General features: G+C 58.6%; 25 protein-coding genes and 1 tRNA gene. 9 read left to right on the plus strand and 17 right to left on the minus strand.

What is annotated here, in order from left to right:
- Positions 1-4 precede the first annotated feature (4 nt).
- The gene (locus tag FHU41_RS12620) at positions 5-322 is read right to left on the minus strand and encodes a hypothetical protein (RefSeq protein WP_179389977.1); all 318 of its coding nucleotides are present in this window, start codon (positions 320-322) and stop codon (positions 5-7) included.
- Positions 323-1468: 1146 nt separating this feature from the next.
- Between FHU41_RS12620 and FHU41_RS12625 the strand changes: the two genes are divergently transcribed.
- Positions 1469-1545: transfer RNA gene (locus tag FHU41_RS12625), tRNA-Thr, on the plus strand.
- 316 nt (positions 1546-1861) lie between these two features.
- The gene (locus tag FHU41_RS12630; protein WP_179389978.1) at positions 1862-2767 is read left to right on the plus strand and encodes an LAPAL motif-containing putative phage structural protein; all 906 of its coding nucleotides are present in this window, start codon (positions 1862-1864) and stop codon (positions 2765-2767) included.
- A gap of 81 nt (positions 2768-2848) precedes the next feature.
- Here the strand turns inward: FHU41_RS12630 and FHU41_RS12635 are convergent, their stop codons facing one another.
- Together FHU41_RS12635 and FHU41_RS12640 are read right to left on the minus strand one after the other, a co-directional pair.
- Positions 2849-3418: a hypothetical protein gene (locus tag FHU41_RS12635; RefSeq protein ID WP_179389979.1), complete on the minus strand. Its 570-nt coding sequence runs from the start codon at positions 3416-3418 to the stop codon at positions 2849-2851.
- Between the two features lie 888 nt (positions 3419-4306).
- Positions 4307-4642, minus strand: coding sequence for a hypothetical protein (locus FHU41_RS12640; RefSeq protein WP_179389980.1), 336 nt, complete (start codon positions 4640-4642; stop codon positions 4307-4309).
- A gap of 607 nt (positions 4643-5249) precedes the next feature.
- Here FHU41_RS12640 and FHU41_RS12645 point away from each other — a divergent pair.
- Positions 5250-5492, plus strand: coding sequence for a DUF2630 family protein (locus tag FHU41_RS12645; RefSeq protein ID WP_179389981.1), 243 nt, complete (start codon positions 5250-5252; stop codon positions 5490-5492).
- Between the two features lie 7 nt (positions 5493-5499).
- Here FHU41_RS12645 and FHU41_RS12650 read toward each other — a convergent pair whose 3' ends face one another.
- From FHU41_RS12650 to FHU41_RS12695, 10 genes are all read right to left on the minus strand, one after another.
- On the minus strand, positions 5500-6231 hold the full coding sequence (locus FHU41_RS12650; RefSeq protein WP_179389982.1) for a copper homeostasis protein CutC: 732 nt from the start codon (positions 6229-6231) through the stop codon (positions 5500-5502).
- A complete protein-coding gene (locus FHU41_RS12655; RefSeq protein ID WP_179389983.1) occupies positions 6228-6584 on the minus strand; it encodes a hypothetical protein in 357 nt (118 codons plus the stop codon). Before FHU41_RS12655 ends, FHU41_RS12650 begins: the two co-directional genes overlap by 4 nt.
- Positions 6577-7209 carry a hypothetical protein gene (locus FHU41_RS12660; RefSeq protein WP_246279615.1) on the minus strand — a complete coding sequence of 211 codons (633 nt, stop codon included), beginning with the start codon at positions 7207-7209 and terminating at the stop codon, positions 6577-6579. The genes FHU41_RS12655 and FHU41_RS12660 overlap by 8 nt, the downstream gene beginning before the upstream one ends.
- Positions 7206-7811 carry an RNA polymerase sigma factor gene (locus FHU41_RS12665; RefSeq protein WP_246279616.1) on the minus strand — a complete coding sequence of 202 codons (606 nt, stop codon included), beginning with the start codon at positions 7809-7811 and terminating at the stop codon, positions 7206-7208. The genes FHU41_RS12660 and FHU41_RS12665 overlap by 4 nt, the downstream gene beginning before the upstream one ends.
- A gap of 86 nt (positions 7812-7897) precedes the next feature.
- Positions 7898-8164, minus strand: coding sequence for a CsbD family protein (locus FHU41_RS12670; protein WP_179389985.1), 267 nt, complete (start codon positions 8162-8164; stop codon positions 7898-7900).
- 36 nt (positions 8165-8200) lie between these two features.
- Positions 8201-8809, minus strand: a complete 609-nt coding sequence (locus FHU41_RS12675) for a hypothetical protein (protein WP_179389986.1) — start codon at positions 8807-8809, stop codon at positions 8201-8203.
- Positions 8806-9360: a DUF6286 domain-containing protein gene (locus FHU41_RS12680; RefSeq protein ID WP_179389987.1), complete on the minus strand. Its 555-nt coding sequence runs from the start codon at positions 9358-9360 to the stop codon at positions 8806-8808. The genes FHU41_RS12675 and FHU41_RS12680 overlap by 4 nt, the downstream gene beginning before the upstream one ends.
- A 14-nt stretch (positions 9361-9374) precedes the next feature.
- A complete protein-coding gene (locus tag FHU41_RS12685) occupies positions 9375-9752 on the minus strand; it encodes a hypothetical protein (RefSeq protein ID WP_179389988.1) in 378 nt (125 codons plus the stop codon).
- Positions 9752-9940 carry a DUF2273 domain-containing protein gene (locus tag FHU41_RS12690; RefSeq protein ID WP_179389989.1) on the minus strand — a complete coding sequence of 63 codons (189 nt, stop codon included), beginning with the start codon at positions 9938-9940 and terminating at the stop codon, positions 9752-9754. Before FHU41_RS12690 ends, FHU41_RS12685 begins: the two co-directional genes overlap by 1 nt.
- A complete protein-coding gene (locus FHU41_RS12695) occupies positions 9937-10374 on the minus strand; it encodes an Asp23/Gls24 family envelope stress response protein (RefSeq protein ID WP_179389990.1) in 438 nt (145 codons plus the stop codon). The genes FHU41_RS12690 and FHU41_RS12695 overlap by 4 nt, the downstream gene beginning before the upstream one ends.
- Positions 10375-10499: 125 nt before the next feature.
- Between FHU41_RS12695 and FHU41_RS12700 the strand changes: the two genes are divergently transcribed.
- Together FHU41_RS12700 and FHU41_RS12705 are read left to right on the plus strand one after the other, a co-directional pair.
- Positions 10500-11579 carry a lipid II:glycine glycyltransferase FemX gene (locus tag FHU41_RS12700; protein WP_179389991.1) on the plus strand — a complete coding sequence of 360 codons (1080 nt, stop codon included), beginning with the start codon at positions 10500-10502 and terminating at the stop codon, positions 11577-11579.
- A gap of 7 nt (positions 11580-11586) precedes the next feature.
- Entirely contained in the window at positions 11587-13119 is a 1533-nt protein-coding gene (locus FHU41_RS12705) for a threonine/serine exporter family protein (protein ID WP_179389992.1), read from the plus strand.
- Between the two features lie 23 nt (positions 13120-13142).
- On the opposite strand, the gene FHU41_RS12710 is transcribed toward FHU41_RS12705, so the two are convergent.
- From FHU41_RS12710 to FHU41_RS12720, 3 genes are all read right to left on the minus strand, one after another.
- On the minus strand, positions 13143-14033 hold the full coding sequence (locus tag FHU41_RS12710) for an Fpg/Nei family DNA glycosylase (protein ID WP_179389993.1): 891 nt from the start codon (positions 14031-14033) through the stop codon (positions 13143-13145).
- An 81-nt stretch (positions 14034-14114) separates the two neighbouring features.
- Positions 14115-14942, minus strand: coding sequence for a siderophore-interacting protein (locus FHU41_RS12715; protein ID WP_179389994.1), 828 nt, complete (start codon positions 14940-14942; stop codon positions 14115-14117).
- Between the two features lie 36 nt (positions 14943-14978).
- On the minus strand, positions 14979-15707 hold the full coding sequence (locus FHU41_RS12720) for a uracil-DNA glycosylase (RefSeq protein ID WP_343046328.1): 729 nt from the start codon (positions 15705-15707) through the stop codon (positions 14979-14981).
- Between the two features lie 110 nt (positions 15708-15817).
- Between FHU41_RS12720 and FHU41_RS12725 the strand changes: the two genes are divergently transcribed.
- The 3 genes from FHU41_RS12725 to FHU41_RS12735 all read left to right on the plus strand — a co-directional run bounded on the left by FHU41_RS12725 (position 15818) and on the right by FHU41_RS12735 (position 18080).
- Positions 15818-16123: a DUF3263 domain-containing protein gene (locus FHU41_RS12725; protein ID WP_343046329.1), complete on the plus strand. Its 306-nt coding sequence runs from the start codon at positions 15818-15820 to the stop codon at positions 16121-16123.
- A gap of 48 nt (positions 16124-16171) precedes the next feature.
- Positions 16172-16762: a LytR C-terminal domain-containing protein gene (locus FHU41_RS12730; protein ID WP_179389996.1), complete on the plus strand. Its 591-nt coding sequence runs from the start codon at positions 16172-16174 to the stop codon at positions 16760-16762.
- A gap of 121 nt (positions 16763-16883) precedes the next feature.
- Positions 16884-18080 carry an ABC transporter substrate-binding protein gene (locus tag FHU41_RS12735; protein ID WP_179389997.1) on the plus strand — a complete coding sequence of 399 codons (1197 nt, stop codon included), beginning with the start codon at positions 16884-16886 and terminating at the stop codon, positions 18078-18080.
- Positions 18081-18176: 96 nt separating this feature from the next.
- Here FHU41_RS12735 and FHU41_RS12740 read toward each other — a convergent pair whose 3' ends face one another.
- Complete coding sequence (locus FHU41_RS12740; protein ID WP_179389998.1) at positions 18177-18644, minus strand: TM2 domain-containing protein; 468 nt, start codon at positions 18642-18644, stop codon at positions 18177-18179.
- Between the two features lie 368 nt (positions 18645-19012).
- On the opposite strand from FHU41_RS12740, the gene groL reads away from it, so the two are divergent.
- Positions 19013-20650, plus strand: coding sequence for a chaperonin GroEL (gene groL, locus FHU41_RS12745; RefSeq protein ID WP_179389999.1), 1638 nt, complete (start codon positions 19013-19015; stop codon positions 20648-20650).
- The last annotated feature ends 79 nt before the right edge of the window (positions 20651-20729 follow it).

Raw genomic sequence — 20729 nt, forward strand, 5'->3', positions numbered from 1 at the left:
GTAACTAAATGATGATGTTAATAGCTTTTCCGTTGGGATAAACATCTGACCACTTATAAAATAGCCAACATGCTGTGGTGGTGTTAAGGCTGCCTGCGTTGTTTCCACCCCAAACCTGTCGAACCGTATAACCTGGGACCGAGGTTGTTCCGCCGTTTGCATAACAAATGCTTGAGGCGTTTGAAAAGTCAACCCTTGTGTATCCAGTATTATTACAGCTGACAATATTAATTGCCTGCGCGGGAGCGGAGGACGCCAATACCGCACCGCCAGCTATCGCAAGCGCAGCGAGAGCGCCTGATGCAACTTTCAAAGTAGTCATTAGATTAATCCTTGCTATCTATTTGAATATTCGAAATGCGCCGGAATTAAGCCCGACGATGAAAGTGAAACATAGTGATTGTGGACTGTCAACGGGGCGCGTTCGCTCAAATTTTGACCCGCTATCTCGACACGCGGGGATGCGGAACGAGCGCCATCTTGGTTCAGTGGGCCCTTATGTCTCTGCTGCTTAGGCAGAGATTGCGGCCTTATATCTGATGATGGGGTTCTCTGTTAGAAGTCGTAATTTTCCATATACCTCCAGGGCTTTGTCGAGTTTCGACCTTCGTTTGACTCGCCATTAGGGGGATGTCTCTGCCGGTTCTATCAGTGAGCTTCAAGACTGGATTTTTGCACCACATGAGGCAGGGGGAGTCTCTCGATGGGGAGCGATCCGGAGGCCCTCACGAGAGGTGATCTGCAAAAAACTTCCAATCGTTTGCCTGTCTTCTCCTCTGCTGAGGGGCCTTTCGACGCCAGGCTAGCGGTAGACAGGTGCTGCGGAACGCGAGAATTGAAAGTGGGCGGGTCGGTGGGTGGATATCGTGTAATTTCCTATTTATTGATAACCTGTTATTCAGTGAGTAAGTTCTTAGATGATTAATTCCTAAAATTTGACAAACAGCGCTTCTGCCGGATGAGTGCAGAGTGCCTTATTGCGCTCACTATGCCACTTGTCGCGCCATGACGGAGAAATCTTTCCGCACAAGAATTTCTTATTGGAGACTTGCGGATCTCGATCATGCGGGATTAGCCTTCTGGCGGCGAGCTTTACCTTGTTTTAAGGCTGCTAGTGAAAATATCAAGTAGGGAGATAGTTTGAGCCTTAGTCATTTTGATAAATGCAATATCACGACAGCTACTCCTGCTCGACAGCGATTTGCGCTGTCAATATTGTCGCCCGTTTTGAGCGCCACTGACAAGGTCTGAAGTCCAGATGGAATCACTCACGGATGCTGCACAACAGGATCGTTGGAGGAACACACCTCATTCACTGCCAAGATGTAAATTTCCCTTCGAGCCTTGGGAGCAGTGCTGAAAGGCTCCCGGCTCTAGGCGACTGGACTCCCCGAGCGGCATTTTTCGAGCCCACGCTTCTGGGATAAACTTGTGCAGGCGGTTTCCGGCGTTTGGTCCGGAGGCCCGCGCCTCCTTAGCTCAGTTGGCCAGAGCACCTGTCTTGTAAACAGGGGGTCGCCGGTTCGAATCCGGCAGGGGGCTCCATTGAAAATCCGCGTCGTTGCTGGGAAGTATCCCTGTAGTGAGGTGGATTTTTTGTTGGCTGGTTTTTGGGAATCCCGTCCAAAACCCGTCCAATTGGAGAGTGCTTTGCCGTTAAGTTCTTGGTGGGGTTCGATCCCTGTATCAGTTTCACTGAGGCTGGCCGATTGCAATCGGCTGTGCCAACGACTATGTGGGGTGCAGGCTTGCACACTAGACCTCGTAGGTTCCCGCCCCAGGGTGGGACGGAAGGCTATCAGTTGTTAATGTCTTAGCTAACTGTTAATCTTCAGATTGAAGGCAACTGAAGCAGGGGAAGATGGCTACTGATCAGGCTCATTTCAAACTTACATATGATGGTGAAGCAACACGTGATCATACTATTGAGGTTGAAAAATATGCGCCGTCACTTCTGGCTTTGGCGCGCTCAGCGAAGGCTGTACAAGCCGCAATAGCTCCGGGCAGTCCACCCTCTAAAATTGAGATAAAAGCAACTACAGGCGGTTCGTTTATTGTCGATCTTGTAATTCAAGCACCGTCAATCGTCGAAGCAACTGTAGACGCACTGCTATCAAGACCAATCACTGCCACGCTGGCCGCTTCGCAGCTCCTCCAGGATCTAGCTGCGGCTATAACCTTCCTAATCTGGATCAAGGGGAAAAAGAACCTCAGGCAGAGCCGGGCGGAAGGTGGCAAGACGATTATCACGGCAGGTGATGGTTCACAGGTTGTCATAGCTGACACGGTTCTTCTCGTTGTCCAAGACAGTCAATTTCGCGTGGCAACCGAGGCTCTTGTCGCTCCACTTGATAGCGACGGGATCGATTCAATTTCGCTATCTTCTGAGCAGCTATCAGAGAAGGTCGTTATACGTACTGAAGACCGCGACGCATTTCAAATTCCAGAACAGATTGTCGAGAAATACGACCCGGTAGTACGAGAAGCGGCACTGACCATAGAAAGCGTTAACTTCGTTGAAGGCAACAAGTGGAGATTCAGCGACGGAGGAAGCGCCTTCTACGCCACGATTGAAGACCTTGGTTTCATATCGCGAGTTGAGAACGGCGAGGAAGCATTCGCTTCACGAGACACCCTCCGCGTCACATTGCGTACCCAGCAAACCATGACAAGCAAGGGTGCATTAAAAATAGATAATGCAATTATCAAAGTCCATGGACATATTCCAGGACCTCGCCAAATTCAACTGCCATTTGTGGATGAGTAAAGGTAGCCACCAGCTTTCGGGTTGGGGGCTACGCTTTGCTAAAGCTGCCAGTTCTTCGAGACTATTCGCCGATGATCTCGGTCATCGTAGATCCTGCATCCAAGAGAGAATTTCATCCACCCCCTTGACAAACTCATTGTTGGGTTCCAGATAGATACGGCCTGTTACCATATGCCATTCTGCGTTGACGTAATCACGTCCTGGCGAAGTTTGATACCAAGCCTCTTGCGACCCAGGTGTGACCTGAGACTCACCTAAAAGCCATTGCAATGCTTGGGTGGCTCCTCTTTCGTAGTCGCTAGTTCCATCAAAATCTTCGAACTTCGCAAAGATTTCCAATTTTGATCGCATAGGCTCATCTACTGAACCAATTCCGAGAGCGTTGACAGCTTCAATTGGGTTTACTTCTAGCGACGAAAAAATTCTGAGGGCGATACATGCTGGCCAGGGATACCGCTCAGTAACGCCGCTGAGCCACAGATCTGGATCTTTCCGAGTCGAAGCGTTGGACCACAGCTGTGCATAGAAAGTTTGAGAAGGTATGTCATAACCCCAAACGCTCCGATTTTCCCATCCAGGCAATTCCACTGAGTCGTGAAACGGATAGCCTGGTCGCGCATCTACGTTTCTGATACTGAGGTCTTCAATCATGTATAAGTTCCTTTTCTGATTAGAACCGCTATGTAGAGTCATATGTGGCTGTTCAGCCTGGGGTTCAAGTGTTGGGCAGCTGCACGGATGCCGAACCACTATGTCGATAGCCTAAGCGCCACTCAATAGCCGGACACTCCGACGAAGTTACGGAAAGGCACTTTCAACCCGGCAAACCACCAACGCCGCCCTTCGACTTGGGGCGGCGCTTCTGGCAGAGCAAACGCTAGACCTTGGTCAGATTACCCAGGTATTCCATCTCACACGGAAGGGGCTGTACGCCTTGACCTGGTGAGTTGTTGTCACAGCGCAGTTCGTCGTATTCCACTCTTCAACGCCGGTGGTGTAAGCCCGCCATACTCCGTATTGGGCGTAGGCAATCCTCCCAGGCGCTGCCGTTACCTACACGCTGTTGCCCCGGGTCGCCGTCAGGCTGGCTGTTACCCAACGTTATAAGTTCCCTTGATGTTCGCGAGAACTACCGACCCGGAAACTTCGATGTTCCCAGAAATGCTCGCGGAGACGGTTCCCGATACTTGAGCGCTAAAGCTGGAGACTTGGTTTGAGCCTGTTCCGTTGCGGTTCGCTTGCAGCGCTCCGACGCCGACGATGGTATCCGCGCCCCTGCCGGTGGATCGGTAATGCCAGGCGGCCTGGCAAGCGCCCTGGGGCGAGTGGATGACTGCTGCCTGCGTCCCGACGGTCTATGCCACGGGAGCAGCGGCCAGAGGCACGAGCACGCAAGCAGCTGCCAAGATTGCAGCCGCAAATAAACCTCTGAACGACAATTTCTGCATGACGATATCTCGTGGTGATTAAATTTTAGATTCCTTACTTGATAGTGCTGTAGGACATCTCGATGGAACACGGCGCATTGAACTGCTGCGCCTACGCTGAAGGTGCGGAGGTGGAAGGTGTGGAATTGATGTCTATCTTCGGCTTCTCGATTTCGGTGATGGCGATTGACCAGAGATTCGTGCTCTGAACCTTGACAGTGAAGCTCTTCGGCGTCTGAATTTGCGAGGTGTTGCGGATTCCTTGATCGCTGTCATTAGGTGAGCACTCCAACGCATAACCGGCACTCCCAGGTATCTCGATGTCGATCTTGCCCTTACCCACGCAGCGGATATAGACGGCAATGAACCCGGTGCTCGTGGAGTATGGGCCGACGGTCACGCCCGTGTGCTGGGAGGCGAACTTAGCGATGACCTTTTCACCATCCATCCAGGGCGGCTCTAACTTCGTAGGAACGGCCTGCGGAGTCCCCGATGCTGTTGGAGTACCCGCGTCGGTTGTAGCTGGCGAGGACGTCGACGGCGTTTGGTTAGTGTTCGAGGGTCCGGGATCGCTTGCTGGAGTGCAGCCAGCTAACAAGGCGACGATGACGCTTGAAATCGCAAGGAAACTAGCTGTGCGAGTGCGGCGAAAATGTTTCAACATCATGTGCCTTTCGGACGAGTTGACTAGTCTTCCAAGTATCCGCTGAGAATTATCTGGGAACCAGCTAGCAACGTTCTGACAGCGAAATCCACTACCTTCTGACAGGCGTAGTTAGGTCTTGTGGGTATCTCCTCTACCGATTGTTCACTTCCAGAGGCGGGTCGGTGGTTGTCGCTCAGAAACCTAGAAGGTGCTTATAGTCCGTGGCCCTCTAGTCGGTGTGCCGTAAGGGTTGAGGTAGTCCTTCCGTCGGTTCGATCCAGGAAGACTTGGCCCATGAGACGGGGTGGATCATTCATATGTGGGTGGGGTCGCGCGGGTGGGTGGCATGTGATCCGGCAAGGACACCATCCGGACAGCCACTCTCCCGAAATGGCGTAGCCTGAATCCTATGAACAGCGAAGAGATTCACGCCCACATTTCCGAGTTGGTGCAGCGCGAGCAGGACCTGCGCGGCGAACTGCCCACCGAGGGCGATCCGACCGAGCGGGCTTCCGAACTCCGCAATATTGAGGTGCAGCTCGATCGCTTCTGGGATCTGCTCCGGCAACGCCGGGCGCGCATCGATGCAGGGGAGAACCCGAACGAGGCAGAACTGCGCTCCAGCAGCGAAGTTGAAGGCTACCGCCAGTAGAGTGCGGCTACCGGCAGTAGTTTGCGGCTTGCCGGACCAGGCCCTCATCCGTGAGGAAGTAAGCGTTCGGGTCCTGGCCGTCGGCGGAACCTAAGGCCAGGGCCGCCGAGGATGCGGTGGTCGCCTTTCGCTTGGCTGAAAGGTGCACTGCCGCTACTCCGGCTTCGGCGAGCGCTGGAATGTCCTTCGGCGCCACCCCGCCACCGGCCATAATCTCAATTCCCGAATCCAAGGCGACCATTCGGGCAAGGCAAACGACGCCGCCGGCTGCCCGGCTGGCCTGCCCGGAGGTCAAGACCCGGTCCACTCCCAGTGCGGCCAGACCCTCAAGCGCCTCGACGGCGTCCACAGCCTGATCGAGTGCCCGGTGGAAGACGATTTCTGCTCCCGGGCGAATCGTGCGGACCGCCGAAATTAGCCTGGCGGTCGTCTCCAGATCCACCCGACCACCCGGTAGCAGGGCACCCAGTACGACGCCGGTCACCCCCTGGTGCGCGAGGCTGCGGGCCTCGCGCTCTGCAGTGCGAAGCTCATCCTCGGAGTAACAAAAATCGCCGGGCCTGGGACGCAATAGCACTTGCACCGGCAGGTTCGTAGCCTCTAGTACGGCTTCGATCAAACCAGCCGAGGGCGTCAAACCACCTAGCTCGAGGCCGCTGCACAATTCGACTCGATCCGCCCCGCCGCGTTCGGCAGCAGCAGCGCCAGCTGCGGAGGCAATCGCGATTTCCAGCTTCATTGGATGCTCACCGCCTGAACCGAGGCCACGCAATGAACTTTTTCATCGATCTCGGAAGCCATAAAGGTGCGGATGGCAGAAGCCACCGCGGTGACCACCTCGGGCGTCTTGGCCGCCACCTCGACCCCAATTCTCGCGGTTACCTTCACGCCGCCGTCGTACTCTTCAATCAGCACGGTGCGCAGTTTCGGCGCTTCATCACCTCGAATCGCAGCCGCGAGTTGATCAGCGGCAGAATGAGCGACGCTGCGCGGCGGGAAGAGTTCGCTCACCCCGTGAACGGCGAGCACCGTGAGGTTCAGGGCATCGACCAGAGCGGCACCGTCCTGTTCAAAACCGCCCGGCTCAGTCATCAACCACCTCCGCCTCCGTGCGCTGAATGTCAACAATGGCAATATCGATCCCGCTGATCTTCAGCTGAGTGTGCTGCGCCAGTGTCGACTGGATCTTGGCTCGTAACTCTTGCGCCAGTTCCAATAATGGTGGGCCCCAAAGCGCTGTGACCCGAATATCCACTCTAATCTCGGCTCCAGGATCAGTCACGTCCCCGTCCAGTCGACAACGTCCGATGATTGCCCCCTCCAGCTCATCACCAGCGGAGCGGATCAGTGCGATGACCGCACCCTCGCTTTGGCTCAATTCATCCACTAAAGTGCCATCCACTAAGTCAGCGGGCGCCGTGCCGGAAGCCCCCAAACCGGCGGGCTCCAACGGAATGTCGCGGCCGGCCCGGGCTTCCAGCGCGATATTGCTGAAGATTGAGCCGAGCCATTTAAGGTCTTCATCCGTATTTGCCTGCGAATCGTGCCGCACTAGCTCGTCGATGAAGACATTGAGCCTGGCCAGGGATCGCAACGCTGCCTGACATTCCGGGCAGGCCTCGACTGTGGGATTAACAGGGGTCTTGCCCGCCGCAAGATAGTCATTGAGCTGGTCAAGGGAGTGGCCGCAGCTGAGCAGTCCAGGTGTTTTGCTCATCGCCATTCCTCCATTTCTGCTAGCAGCGTCGCTCGGGCCCGGGCTAACTGTCCACGCACCGCCGTGACGCTCAAATCGAGCTGCTCCGCAATGTCTTGGTAGCTGTTCGCACCCAACTCTCGAAGTACCCAACATCGTCGTTGTGTTTCCGGAAGCTGGCTCAGTGCGGCAGAGAGCGCGCTGAGCTGTGAGGCGGCTACTGCTCGGCGTTCAGGAGAATCGGTCTCTGCGGCAACCGGTTCTATCGACTCCAGCGGGCTGTTGTCCTTGCGTTTACGCAGCAGGTCAATGCTCTTATGGCTGACGATGCGCATCAGCCAGGTTTTCACCTTGGCTGGGTCTTGTAAGGAATCCAAGGTTTTCCAGGCGACCACTAGGGCTTCCTGGACCACATCCTCAGCCTCCGAAGTGGAGCTCAAAAGCCGCGCGGCATAGGAACGCATCAGCAGGGCGTAGCGGCGAGCTAAGGTCTCGAAAGCCGGAATATCACCGTCCAGGGAGCGTTCCACGAGGAAAGCATCACTGGCCGAGCTGATTTTGCTCGCCTCGCCGGGGGCCATGGTGCGCCTTTCCTGTTGTCTAGCTTGTTTCGGGGAACTCATGGTGCGGGGCTACCCGGAAGGTCCTTGCGCCCGGCCCCGGGGTTCGCAAACCCAAGGCCGGACGCAACTCGCTCTTCAGGAGAGGCTTAGTCCTTCTTTTTGAAACCTTCGAGCAGTTTCTCGCCAGCGGCTTTGAGATTGGCGCCAGCGTCTTGGGCGAAGTCCTTGACGTTCTCCACCGCATCCTGGGCGAAGTCCTTGACGTTCTCCACCGCATCCTTTGCGCCAGCTTCAGCCTGATCGGCTTGCCCTTCCGCGCGAAGCTCCTCATTCCCGGTGAGATCTCCAGCAGCTTCCTTGGCGTTACCAGCTAGATCCTGCAGCTTGTTTTCAGCCTTGTCTTCGATACCCATGGTTCTCTCCTTCGTTTTCTTTTCGGTTGACCGGGCTTACTGCACCCGATGTTCATGTGACCAACCGGTGCGTGCACCAGTGTTGATCGAAATTAAGGTCGGCAAGCTGGTGCCCAGAAGGCGGTCCAAGCCGATGACCAGCTGCTCCACCGCATCCGCCAGTTGGCGGGGTGAAGCCCCCTTCCGGGCCTGCAGAGATATCTTCAGGCCGATGTCCTCACCCAGCCGCCACGCGCTGACCGAGGTATGCAATATACGAGGATCCTGAGAGAGCGCTGTTTTGAGCGCTGTGGTGGCAATCTCCTCCTGTACCGTCACTGTACCCTCGGGCGTCTGGACTTTGCTGAGAACTGGGCTGCGGCCACCACCCTGACTAGCAATCCAAAGTAGTAAGAGGACGACGGCGGTCAGCGCGGCTGCCAGCATGGCCAGCCAGATCCAGCTCAGCTCGGTCTCCCCGAGCCGCCAAGCTGTTTTTGCGAGCTGCTCAGACACGGTTCCTCTAAGCTGTTCCGCCGAGGCAGCCCAGCGCTGGGCAGCGAGCGGCCAGCTTGCGGTCAGGCCGACTATCACCCCGAGGGCGAGTAGGAATGCCCCGATCAGTATGAGGACAGCACGATTGAGTCCGCGATAGGTGTTGCTCATATACCCACGGCTCCTTTGCTATCGATACTCACGCTCAGCCGCAGCTCCTGACGCAGGCCCCAAGAGCGGAGCTCGGCTGCCAGCCCAGCCCGTAGCAAATCGTCATCGATGGCAGTCCCGGAACTTGGTCGAACCGCTACCTTCACACGCCCGCGGTGAACTTGGGTCAGTACCTGAGCGGTGGGGAGCCCGGCCAGGCGACCGGCCGAACGCGTTAGGGCCGAGGTAATGACCGAATCGTCAATCACCACGGCCGCCCGTTCACTGAACAAGGCCCGGCGCGCCCTTCGTCCGGAACCTAAGCCAAGGCCGAGCAGGACCAAGCCAAGCAGCGCAGCGGCGAGGCCTGAGGCGAGCAAGACCGTCGGAGCCACCTGTTGTGGCAACCGGGTTAGCCCCTCAGTCAACTGGGCCGGGCTGGCCAGCAATGCTCGTTGCCCCAGAAGATGGAGAACGACTTCGGTGGCCAGATAGAGGGTCACCAGAATCAGCATGACGGCGGTCAGTACCGAGGCGCCTGCACGGGAGCGATGGTTTTCCCTCCGGATCATCCGCTCGATGCTCCTCAAAGCGGAGCCTGCCTCTCCAGCCGTGCCTCATCGACGATTGCATTGTTGAGGTCGATATCGATTCGGCCGAACTCGGAGCCGCTAAGTTCCGCAGCCCGCTCAGCTAGCTCCCTGCTGGCGGTGTGGACCCTGCCGATCAGGCCGCCGCCGTGCCGGGCCAGGACTCCTTCGTCCCGAGCCAGGTCTTCGAGCGGTGGTACTCGCAGTGGGAGGCTGACCGTAATAGCCAACTTACCGCCGTCGTCGTTCACTGAAGCCTTTACCTGCGCTGTCCGCAAGCCGAAGGCTTCGGCCGCTACGGCCGACAGCATTCGGCTCAAGGCGGTACGGCTGATCCGGGTATAGCCGGGCAGGGCAACATGGATGGTGCTCATCAGGAACTCCGCTTACCGCTCAAAGCATTGAGGACGCCGCGCAGATCGAGCTTTCCTTCGAAGGCCCGGCCCAGGATGGCTCCCAGCAGCATGAAGATCAGTACCAAGGCGAAGCCCCAGAAGCCGAAGGCCAGTGCGGCGAAAGCCAGAATAGCCCCGATCGCGATGCCCGCTACCGTGCCGTTCATTCGACCCGGCTTCCTTCGGAGGGCTGCTGCGCGCTGGAGGTATCCTCGGGCTTGTCGTCGCTGGGGATATGGATATCGCTAATAGTGATGTTTACCTCAACGACGTCCAAGCCAACCAACTTCTCCACCGCTTGATACACGGCGGAGCGCACCTGATCTGCCACGCCCTTGAGCGGATTCGGATACTCCACCACCATGGTGATGTCTACCGCTACCTGTTTCTCGCCGACCTCCACGGACACGCCCTGAGCCAGATCGGTATTGCCGACGGCGTCTCGAATGGCTCCCAGGGCACGCGCCGCGCCGCCGCCCAGCGCGTAGACGCCAGTGACCTCGCGGGTGGCGATGCCAACGATTTTGGCTACCACCGCGTCCTCGATGGTGGTCTTTCCCGCGCTGCTCTTGCTTGCCGGGCTATTCGTGGCCACACTCATGGCTTTCTCCTTGCCGATCGGGATTGCTTTCACTCTTGAGTCGAGTTGAGTGCGCCAAATGTCACGCAGCTTCCACTCGCGGATAGACTTGCTTTATCGTCCGTGCCCAGGAAGCGAGGATATTCTTGCCTGTTTTTACCGCCCGTTTTGCTAGCCCCGAAGAGCGCGAGCACTGGGATGCCCATGTCACGGCGAATCCGCAAGGCGGCAATCTCCTGCAATCCGAGGCTTTCGCAGAGGTCAAGGCCGACTATGGCTGGAGTACTCGGTTCCTGGTTTTGGAGTGCCCCGAATACAGCAGCTACAACCTGGTTTTGGAGAAGTCCATCCCCTTGCTGGGCAAACTCTGGTATCTGATCAAGGGCCCCGATTTGGCAGAGGTGGAACACGCCTCCGCTGCGCTTTCCGCGCTCCGGGACTTTATTACCGCTAGTAAGCTTGGGGTCTTTGCCGTGCGCATCGAACCGGATGTTGTGGACAGCCTGGAAGCACGCCGCATCCTGCAGGGTGCCGGGCTGGTGAAAACGCCCAATCTGCAGCCCAATGACTCCACCGCGATCTTGGACACCACCGCAGAACCCCAGCAATTGCTGCGCAACCTTTCATCCCGTGCCCGGAATGCGATCCGAAGGGCGCAACGCGAGGGCGTTGAGGTGGAGCAGGTAGCTGCGAGCATGGAAAATTTCCGCACCATGTATCAGCTGATGGCCGGGACCATCGCGGAAAAGGGTAAGACTCAACTCCGAGAGTTCGATTACTACCAGAAATTCTGGCAGGGGTTCATTGATCGTGGGCAGGGTAGGCACTACTTTGTCTACGAGGACGGCAAGGCCGCAGTAGGTGCCTTCGTTATTAACTACGGGCACAAAGGTACCTATAAGGACGGCGGGTCGCTGATTAAGCGCTCGCGCTATGGAGACTCGCATCTGCTGCAATGGGTGGCGATAAACGATTTGAAGCAGTCGAGTATGCCGATCACGGAATACGACTTCTGTGGCACTCCGCCTGCCGATAAACTCAAGGACACCAGCCACCCGCACTACGGCCTGGGCCTTTTCAAAACCTCCTTCACCAAGACGGTGACCGACTTTGTCGGGTGCTGGGATCTGGTGCTCAGCCCCATGAAATACAAGGCCTGGGACTTGGCCGGGGAGAGGATTGCCCGGCAGCTCTACACCCGTCGTACCGGTCAGCAGTTCTACTGAGGATGAGATGAACGCTGAGAAGGATTCCCCAACGGGTAGCGGCGTGCCGAGAGATCGTCCGGGTTCCGACCGGCCCGGCGAAGCCCGTCCCTCGTCCAAACAAATTCCCACCGTCCAGCAGTCCCGGGAGAATTTCGCTGCGAGGCGAAGCCTCAAGCGTCTAGTCCGGAGTGAGTCCCCGCCCACCGCGCCAATGAGCATTGTGGACCGGCTGGCCGGCAGCCCCTACGCGAACCCGACCATCCAGGTGGGCGGCGTTGACAATTCGGCACGCAAAACCATTGACTTCACCCTGCTGCTTGCCGAGACGATGTTCCGTTTTGGGGCGGGAGCTCTTGAAGTAGAAACCACGATGATCGCGGTCACGGCTGCCCTGGGGCTGCGCAATATCGAGGTTGATATCACCAACCAATCGGTGAGTATCAACTACGCGCCGAAGAATGCCACTCCGATCACGCTGCTTCGAGTGGTGCGATCGTGGACCAACAACTACGCGGGACTAGCTCGGGTGCACCAACTGGTCACCGAAATTGTCTCCGCCAAGGTGGACCGGGAGGAGGCTCAGCACCGACTCCGAGTGATTCTTCGCGATCCGAAACCGTATCCGAGATGGATGGTTACGGTGGCCAGCGGCATTTTCGCTGCCTGTGTGGTTGCGGTGATCGGCGGCGGTCTCATTGGCGCACTGATCGCCCTCGGTTCAACTCTGTTGGTCGGTGTGCTGAGCCGGACGCTGGCGCGTTGGCGGGTGCCGGATTTTTTTGTCACCTCAATGAGTTCCTTCCTGGTCACCGCAATAGCCCTGACCTTCGTTCGCTTCGAGGTTCCGATTCAACCAGGAGCTGTGGTGACCGGCGGTATCCTACTGCTCCTGCCGTCCGGACGGCTGGTATCGGCCGTGCAGGACGCCATTAACGGCTTCCCGGTGACAGCGGCGGGGCGCTTCCTCTCCGTTTTCCTGACCTTCGGTGCCATTGTCTCCGGCATCGCCGTTGCCTCGGCTTTCGGCGTGTTGCTCGGGGCCGAAGCGAAACTGGTCACAGAGGCAGTGACCGCAACTCCGCCTCCGCTGTATATCGTGCTGATCCTGATTCTCTTCGCCACCGTGCTGATCGGGATAGCGGAGCAGACGCTTCCCCGCTTGCTGCTACCCACCGCCCTAGTCGGGCTGGCCGGCTACTTGGTGTTTTACGGCGTCTCCCATCTCGGCGTGGGCAATCGGCTGGCTCCCGCGGTGGCTGCGGCCGCCGTCGGCATCGTGGCGAGGCTATTGGCTTTGCGACTCGGAGCGCCTCAGTTGGTAGTGGCGGTGCCCTCGATCCTCTTCCTGCTCGCCGGGCTTTCGATTTTCCGGGCGATGTTTGCGCTCACCATCTCCGACGATTCAGCGCTCGACGGCGTGATCGACCTGTTCAACGCCCTAGTGGTCATCATGGGGGTAGCCGCAGGCGTGGTGCTAGGTGATAACTTGGCCAGACCACTGAGCAAGCTGGGTAAATGGTCGGGAGTGCTGGACACTCGGCGGAACCGCCGCCGCTGAACCCGGTCTCAGGGCTTCGAAGACTACTTCAGCAGTCGGGACATCCTGCGATCCGCGAGCAGCTTTCCACCGGTCTGGCAGCTGGGACAGTACTGCAGGGAGCGATCCGCGAAGGCGACTTCTCGGATGGTGTCTCCACATACCGGGCAGGCCTCGCCGGTACGCGCGTGGACTCGCATCCCGGACCGCTTGGCGTCCTTCAACTCGGCTGCCGGTTTGCCCGAAGTGGAGGCAATCGCCTCGGCCAGGATGGACTTAATAGATTGGAAGAGGACCCCAATTTGTTCTTCGCTCAAGGAGTTGCTGGGAGCGAAAGGAGAGAGTCTGGCCAGATGCAGGATCTCATCGCTATAGGCGTTGCCGATGCCAGCAATCATCCGTTGGTCGCGCAGCACCCCTTTGATTTGAGCCCGCTTGGGCGCCAGGATGGCGGCCAGAGTTTCCACCGTGAAATCCTCGGCTAGCGGATCTGGGCCAAGAGTGGCGATGCCCGGAATATCGCTCGGGTTCCGGACCACATAAATGGCCAGACTCTTCCTGGTTCCAGCCTCGGTCAGGTCGATCCGAGCCGATTCGAAGCCCAGCCGAGCGGTGATATAGCCGCCGGGCTTCAATGGCTTGCCCGAGGCGCTCTCGGCAGGGTCTGGCCGAGAGAAACGCAGCCAGCCGGCTTTGGCGAGATGGAAGATCAGGTGCAGTTCGCCGTCGTCGGTAGTGGAGGGACCAAAGCGCAAATCAACGAATTTGCCCTGCCTACCTACTCCTTGCAGGGCCCGGCCTAGTAACTCATCACTGGCGGGTGAAGCCGTTTTGAGCGCGGTGAATGAAGCGATCTGCAGCGATTCAAGCACGACGCCATGCAACTCGGTGTCGAGGAAAGTGCTCAGGCCAACCAATTCCGGGAGTTCGGGCATAGCTACATTCTGCCGCTCGGTACCGACAATGTCACCGCTGGGTCGTTACCGTAGATGCCGGGGGCGGTCAGAGGATCTTGACTAGAGGATCTTGCCGATGTCCTGGCGTTTTTCCGCCTGGAAGCGGTCCTCGGTTCGTCCCCGCGCCCAATAGCCGGAAAGCGATACTTGATTCTTGGTCAGGCCGCGCTGCTTGAAGAGCACATCGCGCAGGGCCTTCATGTACTCGCGCTCGCCGTGCACAAAGGCATCGACGGTCCCTTCCGGCCAACTGGCCCCGGCCACGGCATCGATCAATAAGGTGCTGTCACCCGCAGCTTCGGTGCCGCGAGGCAGCCAATTAATGATCAGCCCTTCCGGAGCGGACAACTCTTGAATATCGGACTCGCCAGGGACCTCGATAAAAGCCAGTCCGGTGGCTTGGGTGGGCAAGGCCTCGATGGCTGCGGAGATGGCGGGCAGCGCCGATTCATCTCCCGCGAAGAGATACCAATCGGCCTCCGGGTTCGGGTTATAGGCACCGCCGGGACCGCTGACGATCAGTCGATCACCGGGCTGTGCGGCAGCCGCCCAGGGGCCAGCCAAACCGATGTCGCCGTGCACCACAAAGTCAATGGCGAGTTCGCGATTCTGCTCATTCACCCAGCGGACCGTATAGGTGCGGGTGACCGGCCACTGCTCACGCGGCAGAGTCTCCCGCAGGGCGAAGACATCTACGGGTTCTGCATAATCTAGCCCGGGCTGCAGAAAGTGAAGCTTCACGTACTGATCGCTGAAGCCCTTGGACTGGAATGCCCCAAAGCCCGCTCCACCCAGGATCACCCGCACCATATGCTCGCTGGGCCATTCGCTGCGTAGCACCTCCAGATCGATCTGGGTGCGCGGCTTGGCGACGGGGGCGTTGGACATAGCGGCTCCTGAGGGACTTAGGCTTACCTAAGCAGCCTAGCGCACTTCCCAATCGATGCCGGTGGCGCCTTGGCGGATCAACAGCTCGTTGGCCTGGCTGAACGGCTTGGAGCCGAAGAACCCTCGGGAAGCCGAAAGCGGACTCGGATGCACCGAACTCAGAATGGCGGTATTGCCCAAGAGCGGAGTGAGGTTGCGGGCATCGTTGCCCCAGAGGATGGCGACCAAGGGTCGATTCCGGGCGACCAAGGCCCGGATTGCCGCCTCGGTGATCTGCTCCCAACCCTTTCCCCGGTGCGAGGCTGGAGTTCCGGGACGTACGCTGAGCACCCTGTTGAGCAGCAATACGCCCTGCTGTGCCCAGCTACTGAGCTCGCCATGAGCCGCCGGGGTGATGCCTAGATCGTCCTGCAGCTCCCGATAGATATTGCTGAGGCTACGCGGTAGTGGGCGGGTGTCCCGGTCCACCGCAAAGGATAAGCCGACCGGGTGTCCGAGGGTCGGATAAGGATCCTGGCCAACGATCAGCACCTTGACCTCGCTGAGCGGTTGCTGGAAGGCGCGCAGCACATTCCTGGGCGCGGGCAGGAAGCCTGGACCGCCGTCGTGATGCTGGGCGGTGCTGAATTCTTGGTTGAGGAATTCGCCCATGGTTCTCAACGGCGCCTCAACCGGAGCCAGCGCGGCGGCCCAATCGGGGCTGAGCCCCTTCAGCGGCTCGGTGCGGAGCAGTTCCAGGGCATCACGATTGCTGAGTTCATCCACCCCACTATTGTGGTACTCCGGCACCGAAAGAGCGAGTAAATGACAACCGTGTGATTCACCATTATCATGGAATGAACGCAAGACGTCGGATCATAGAACAGGGGAGTGTCGTGACTGCATCGTTACCACTCACAATCGAGGATTTGAATGCTGGGATATCCACCAGCGATACCGCGCTCAGTGAACGCGATCAGCAAATCCTCTCCCTAGAGCGGCATTGGTGGAAGTACGCTGGGGCCAAGGAGCAGGCCATCCGGGATCTCTTTGACCTCTCCTCGACGCACTACTATCAGATTCTCAACGCCCTGATCGACACCGAAGACGCGCTGGCCCATGATCCAATGCTGGTCAAGAGATTGCGTAGACTACGTACAACGCGGCAACGCGCCAGGACGGCCCGCCGCCTGGGTAACTAGGGGCGTGAGCTCCCGCTAGAGATAAATCCACGGAAAGACGCCCCACCCATGAGCAACTACCCGCGGGATGAATTCGACAACGTTCCGGAGTCATCCTCACGTCAGGGCGCCCACCGTTCAGTGATGGCGGAACCGCGCAGGCCGCTCTGGCCGATTGTGGCTTTCGCCGCGGCAGCGCTTCTGATCGGTGCTGCCGCCTTCCTATTAATTCCACGGCTGACCAGCGGTACACCGAGCGCTAATAGCAGCACCACCGCCAGCACCAACACCACCTCGGCCACCCCCAAGGCCACCACAAGCAGCCCCGCAAAGACCACCGCGGCAGCGACGTCGAAGCCGCCGGTCACCCCGAGTGCGCCACCACTGGATAAGACTCAGCCGGTCAATGTTTATAACGGTGCCGGGATTGTCGGCTTGGCAGCCCGAGTGGCACAGCAGGTCCGCAGCGACGGATGGGTAGTGCCGATCAATGCCAACTGGAGCGGCGTCCCGCAGCCCAGCTCGGTGATTTTCTACAACGGTAGCGCGCAAAAGACGAACGCCGAGGAACTCGGCAAACTGCTGGGCATCAGCAGGCTAGTGGATACCGCGGAGCTGGGCATCCCGCTCGCCGTGGTGCTGGGACCGGGCGCGCAGTAATAGCTCTCAGCGGCTGGGTTGCCTGATTTCCGGAGGCTTCTTCGTTACAGTGTGGAACAGACCGCATTGCACGACGGCGGAGGGAACGGCCATCAGATCATTAGTTGCTTGCGTACTGGCTGTGCTGATCGCGCTCGGGTTGAGTTGCTGTGCCGGACCCACCGGGAATGTCCGGATCGCCTCTCCGGAGCCTTCCGGCATCGAAACCTTGAAAATCGGGCTCCTGCTGGACAGCCCCGCGGATCGACAATTCCTCAATGCTTCACAATCGGCTGCGGTGACCTTGGCGGTGCGGCAAATCAACGCAGCCGGGGGAGTGAACGGCAAGCCGGTGCAGGTCACTTCCGGCCAGGCTGGGAGTCCCTTGAACGATCAGCTCACCACGATTACGGCAAGCCAGGCTGCCGTGGTGATTGGTCCCACCGACTCAGCCGCGGCTGTCACAGCGGTTGCCGCCCTGAACAAAACTCGAACCCTGCTAATCTCACCCGCCAATGGGGATCCCGCGCTGAGCCAGCTCAATAGCGGTGGCTATTATTTCCGCACCGCACCAAGCGAGCTCTTGCAGGCTTCGGTGCTGGCCAGGCTGGCCGAGCAGAACTCCAAGAACAAGAAAGTCGCCATTGTCTATCAGGCCGGGGACTATGGCAGGGAATTGAACCAGAAAACCACGGCGGCATTAGCGGCTGAAGGCATCACTTCTGTGGTCTCGGTGGAGGCGCAGAACGCTAGCGAAGCGGCGCAAAAGGCTAAACAGTCCGGAGCCGAATCGGTGCTGCTACTGGCTCAGGACCGAGCGCCGGAACTGCTGGCGGAGCTTTCCGCCGCGCAGGTGCCGAGTTCGGCGATCCTGCTGAGCGATGCGGCGACTGCCTCCTACGGTGCCAAATTAGCTCTGGGCTCGCTCAAGGATGCTCAAGGAATTCTGCCCGGGGTAATACCGAGTGCCGAGTTCCAGGCGCAGATGCTCTCGGTTGACCCCAAGCTCAAATCCTTGGCTTATGCCGCCGAAAGTTACGATGCGGTCATGTTAGCTGCCCTGGCTGCCGTTCAGGCCGGCGATTCTTCCGGCTCCTCGGTGGCTTCCCGGCTGATCGGGGTCTCCGGCGGGAAAGGCCAGGGGCAACGCTGTTCCACCTTGTCGTCCTGTCTGAGTTTGCTCAAGCAATCCAAGGCCATTGATTACGACGGCGTGTCTGGGCCGGTTGCCTTCGACCAGAATGGCGACATTAGCCAGGCGAATTACGTGACCTATCGTTACGGTGAGACTAATCTTCCGGTTGCCGAAGGAGTGCAATTATCGGCTGCGGCGCCGTAAGGCTTTATTTACTTACTTTGGAAAGGGGAAGGGCGTGGGTGCGGCACTTTGCCGAGACCACGCCCTTCCTCATGTAGCGCCCTTTCGGGCTTGCGGCTAATCGCGCAGCGGAACACCCCTGGCGTCGGTGCGGAAGTTCTGCGATCCGGTCAGGATCAGGATGCCTTCGATCAATCCCCAGATCCAGGAGGCCCAGGAGAGGATGCCTAGTGAGAGCACAGTGATTAGCAACTGAGCAACGGCCTTACCGGTGTAGCCCAGGTAGAAGTTGTGTACGCCAAAGGCGCCCAGGAAAATTCCGAGCAAGCCAGCTGCGATCTTGGACTTCTGCTCACCGCCTGCGACATAAGCCGGTTGTGCATAGCCTTGTTGTGGATAGCTCTGCTGCGGATAAGCAGGCTGAGAATAGCCGGGCTGCTGGTTGAAATCCGGTGCAGTTGGTGCGGCCGGAGCCTCTGCCGCCGTAGGAACCTCTACCTGCTCGGAAATCGTCTCCGGATCGAGACCGGCTGCTTGATCGACTTCCGGCTTCTCCGGGTTTGGGATGTTCGGGGTTTCGCTCATTGCTATCTCCTTGCCTGAGGCATCAATAGATGCCGATTCCGGTATATATCCCCGCATCGACACTAGCGAAGTTCCCCAGACAAAGCCATAGGTGGCTGCCCAAGTAAGGGAACAATGAGGGTATTCCCTGAGCGAACGCGGGCGGAGAAAGCACTTCCTCGCTTGCACTCTCCACTCGCGAGTGCTAATTATTGAGTTAGCACTCTCCTATGCCGACTGCTAAATACTTGTTGGCGGCACGGAGAGCCGACCAGCTCGGTGAGGCAGCTTATCCGGTGTACCGAATTCATCGGATGCCTGTCGTCCGTCGCGGGCACCGTGGCTGGTCAAAGAACTCACATGATTGTCCCGAAAGGACTGAAGCCTCCATGGCCAAAATCATTGCATTCGACGAAGAGGCGCGCCGCGGTCTCGAACGGGGCCTGAACACCCTGGCCGACGCCGTCAAGGTCACCCTCGGCCCGCGCGGCCGCAACGTCGTGCTGGAAAAGAAGTGGGGCGCTCCCACGATCACCAACGATGGTGTTTCCATCGCCAAGGAGATCGAGCTGGAGGACCCCTACGAGAAGATCGGCGCCGAGCTGGTTAAGGAAGTTGCCAAGAAGACCGATGAGGTCGCAGGCGACGGAACCACCACGGCTACCGTGCTGGCTCAGGCTCTGGTTCGCGAAGGTCTGCGTAACGTCGCTGCCGGCGCAGACCCGCTGAGCCTCAAGCGCGGCATCGAGAAGGCTGTTGCGGCCGTTACCGAGCAGCTGCTCGCTTCCGCCAAGGAAGTTGAGACCAAGGAAGAGATCGCGGCTACCGCATCGATCTCCGCCGCTGACACCCAGATTGGCGAGCTAATCGCCGAGGCTCTGGACAAGGTTGGCAAAGAGGGCGTCATCACGGTTGAGGAGTCCAACACCTTCGGTCTGGAGCTCGAACTGACCGAAGGCATGCGCTTCGATAAGGGCTACATCTCGCAGTACTTCGTCACCGACGCTGAGCGTCAGGAGACCGTGCTGGAGGATCCCTACATCTTGGTGGTCAACTCCAAGATCTCCAATGTCAAGGATATGGTTGCCATCCTGGAGAAGGTCATGCAGTCTGGCAAGCCGCTGCTGATCATCGCCGAGGACGTTGAAGCCGAAGCGCTCGCGACCCTGATTGTGAACAAGATCCGTGGCCTGTTCAAGTCCGTTGCCGTCAAGGCTCCGGGCTTCGGAGACCGTCGCAAGGCTCAGCTGGCTGATATTGCCATCCTGACTGGCGGACAGGTCATCTCTGAAGAGGTTGGCCTCAACCTGGAAAACGCAACTCTGGACCTGCTGGGCCAGGCGCGCAAGGTTGTTGTCACCAAGGACGAGACCACCATCGTCGAGGGTGCTGGCGACGCCGATCAGATCGCTGGCCGGGTCGCTCAGATCCGTGCCGAGATCGAGAACTCGGACTCTGACTACGACCGCGAGAAGCTGCAGGAACGCCTGGCCAAACTGGCCGGTGGTGTTGCGGTGATCAAGGCTGGTGCGGCTACCGAGGTTGAACTTAAGGAGCGCAAGCACCGGATCGAAGATGCCGTGCGTAACGCCAAGGCTGCTGTTGAAGAGGGCATCGTCCCCGGCGGTGGCGTTGCTCTGATCCAGGCTGGCGTGAAGGCTTTCGAGAACCTCAAGCTTGAGGGTGACGAGGCGACCGGCGCGAATATCGTCAAGGTTGCTATCGACGCTCCGCTCAAGCAGATCGCTATCAACGCTGGTCTCGAGGCCGGCGTTGTGGTGGACAAGGTTCGTGGTCTGCCGATCGGTCACGGCCTCAATGCCGCTACCGGTGTCTACGAGGATCTGCTGGCTGCCGGCGTCAACGACCCGGTCAAGGTGACTCGCTCTGCTCTGCAGAACGCTGCTTCCATTGCCGGTCTGTTCCTGACCACCGAAGCGGTTGTTGCGGACAAGCCGGAGAAGAAGTCGGCTGCCCCTGCTGGTGGCGACGACATGGGTGGCATGGGCGGTATGGGCGGATTCTAATCCGTTCCTTCCCCCAGTAATACCTAGAAGGGCCCCGCATCAGCTGATGCGGGGCCCTTCTTCTTGTCTGGTGCACAGG

The sequence above is a fragment of the Psychromicrobium silvestre genome (genome assembly GCF_013408295.1).
Taxonomy (GTDB): Bacteria; Actinomycetota; Actinomycetes; order Actinomycetales; family Micrococcaceae; genus Renibacterium; species Renibacterium silvestre.

What these genes read in the sequence shown, in the direction of transcription:
- FHU41_RS12620 (WP_179389977.1), bottom strand. Translation starts at nt 322, where the DNA reads ATGACTACTTTGAAAGTTGCATCAGGCGCTCTCGCTGCGCTTGCGATA.
- FHU41_RS12630 (WP_179389978.1), top strand. Translation starts at nt 1,862, where the DNA reads ATGGCTACTGATCAGGCTCATTTCAAACTTACATATGATGGTGAAGCA.
- FHU41_RS12635 (WP_179389979.1), bottom strand. Translation starts at nt 3,418, where the DNA reads ATGATTGAAGACCTCAGTATCAGAAACGTAGATGCGCGACCAGGCTAT.
- FHU41_RS12640 (WP_179389980.1), bottom strand. Translation starts at nt 4,642, where the DNA reads ATGGATGGTGAAAAGGTCATCGCTAAGTTCGCCTCCCAGCACACGGGC.
- FHU41_RS12645 (WP_179389981.1), top strand. Translation starts at nt 5,250, where the DNA reads ATGAACAGCGAAGAGATTCACGCCCACATTTCCGAGTTGGTGCAGCGC.
- FHU41_RS12650 (WP_179389982.1), bottom strand. Translation starts at nt 6,231, where the DNA reads ATGAAGCTGGAAATCGCGATTGCCTCCGCAGCTGGCGCTGCTGCTGCC.
- FHU41_RS12655 (WP_179389983.1), bottom strand. Translation starts at nt 6,584, where the DNA reads ATGACTGAGCCGGGCGGTTTTGAACAGGACGGTGCCGCTCTGGTCGAT.
- FHU41_RS12660 (WP_246279615.1), bottom strand. Translation starts at nt 7,209, where the DNA reads ATGAGCAAAACACCTGGACTGCTCAGCTGCGGCCACTCCCTTGACCAG.
- FHU41_RS12665 (WP_246279616.1), bottom strand. Translation starts at nt 7,811, where the DNA reads ATGAGTTCCCCGAAACAAGCTAGACAACAGGAAAGGCGCACCATGGCC.
- FHU41_RS12670 (WP_179389985.1), bottom strand. Translation starts at nt 8,164, where the DNA reads ATGGGTATCGAAGACAAGGCTGAAAACAAGCTGCAGGATCTAGCTGGT.
- FHU41_RS12675 (WP_179389986.1), bottom strand. Translation starts at nt 8,809, where the DNA reads ATGAGCAACACCTATCGCGGACTCAATCGTGCTGTCCTCATACTGATC.
- FHU41_RS12680 (WP_179389987.1), bottom strand. Translation starts at nt 9,360, where the DNA reads ATGATCCGGAGGGAAAACCATCGCTCCCGTGCAGGCGCCTCGGTACTG.
- FHU41_RS12685 (WP_179389988.1), bottom strand. Translation starts at nt 9,752, where the DNA reads ATGAGCACCATCCATGTTGCCCTGCCCGGCTATACCCGGATCAGCCGT.
- FHU41_RS12690 (WP_179389989.1), bottom strand. Translation starts at nt 9,940, where the DNA reads ATGAACGGCACGGTAGCGGGCATCGCGATCGGGGCTATTCTGGCTTTC.
- FHU41_RS12695 (WP_179389990.1), bottom strand. Translation starts at nt 10,374, where the DNA reads ATGAGTGTGGCCACGAATAGCCCGGCAAGCAAGAGCAGCGCGGGAAAG.
- FHU41_RS12705 (WP_179389992.1), top strand. Translation starts at nt 11,587, where the DNA reads ATGAACGCTGAGAAGGATTCCCCAACGGGTAGCGGCGTGCCGAGAGAT.
- FHU41_RS12710 (WP_179389993.1), bottom strand. Translation starts at nt 14,033, where the DNA reads ATGCCCGAACTCCCGGAATTGGTTGGCCTGAGCACTTTCCTCGACACC.
- FHU41_RS12715 (WP_179389994.1), bottom strand. Translation starts at nt 14,942, where the DNA reads ATGTCCAACGCCCCCGTCGCCAAGCCGCGCACCCAGATCGATCTGGAG.
- FHU41_RS12730 (WP_179389996.1), top strand. Translation starts at nt 16,172, where the DNA reads ATGAGCAACTACCCGCGGGATGAATTCGACAACGTTCCGGAGTCATCC.
- FHU41_RS12740 (WP_179389998.1), bottom strand. Translation starts at nt 18,644, where the DNA reads ATGAGCGAAACCCCGAACATCCCAAACCCGGAGAAGCCGGAAGTCGAT.
- groL (WP_179389999.1), top strand. Translation starts at nt 19,013, where the DNA reads ATGGCCAAAATCATTGCATTCGACGAAGAGGCGCGCCGCGGTCTCGAA.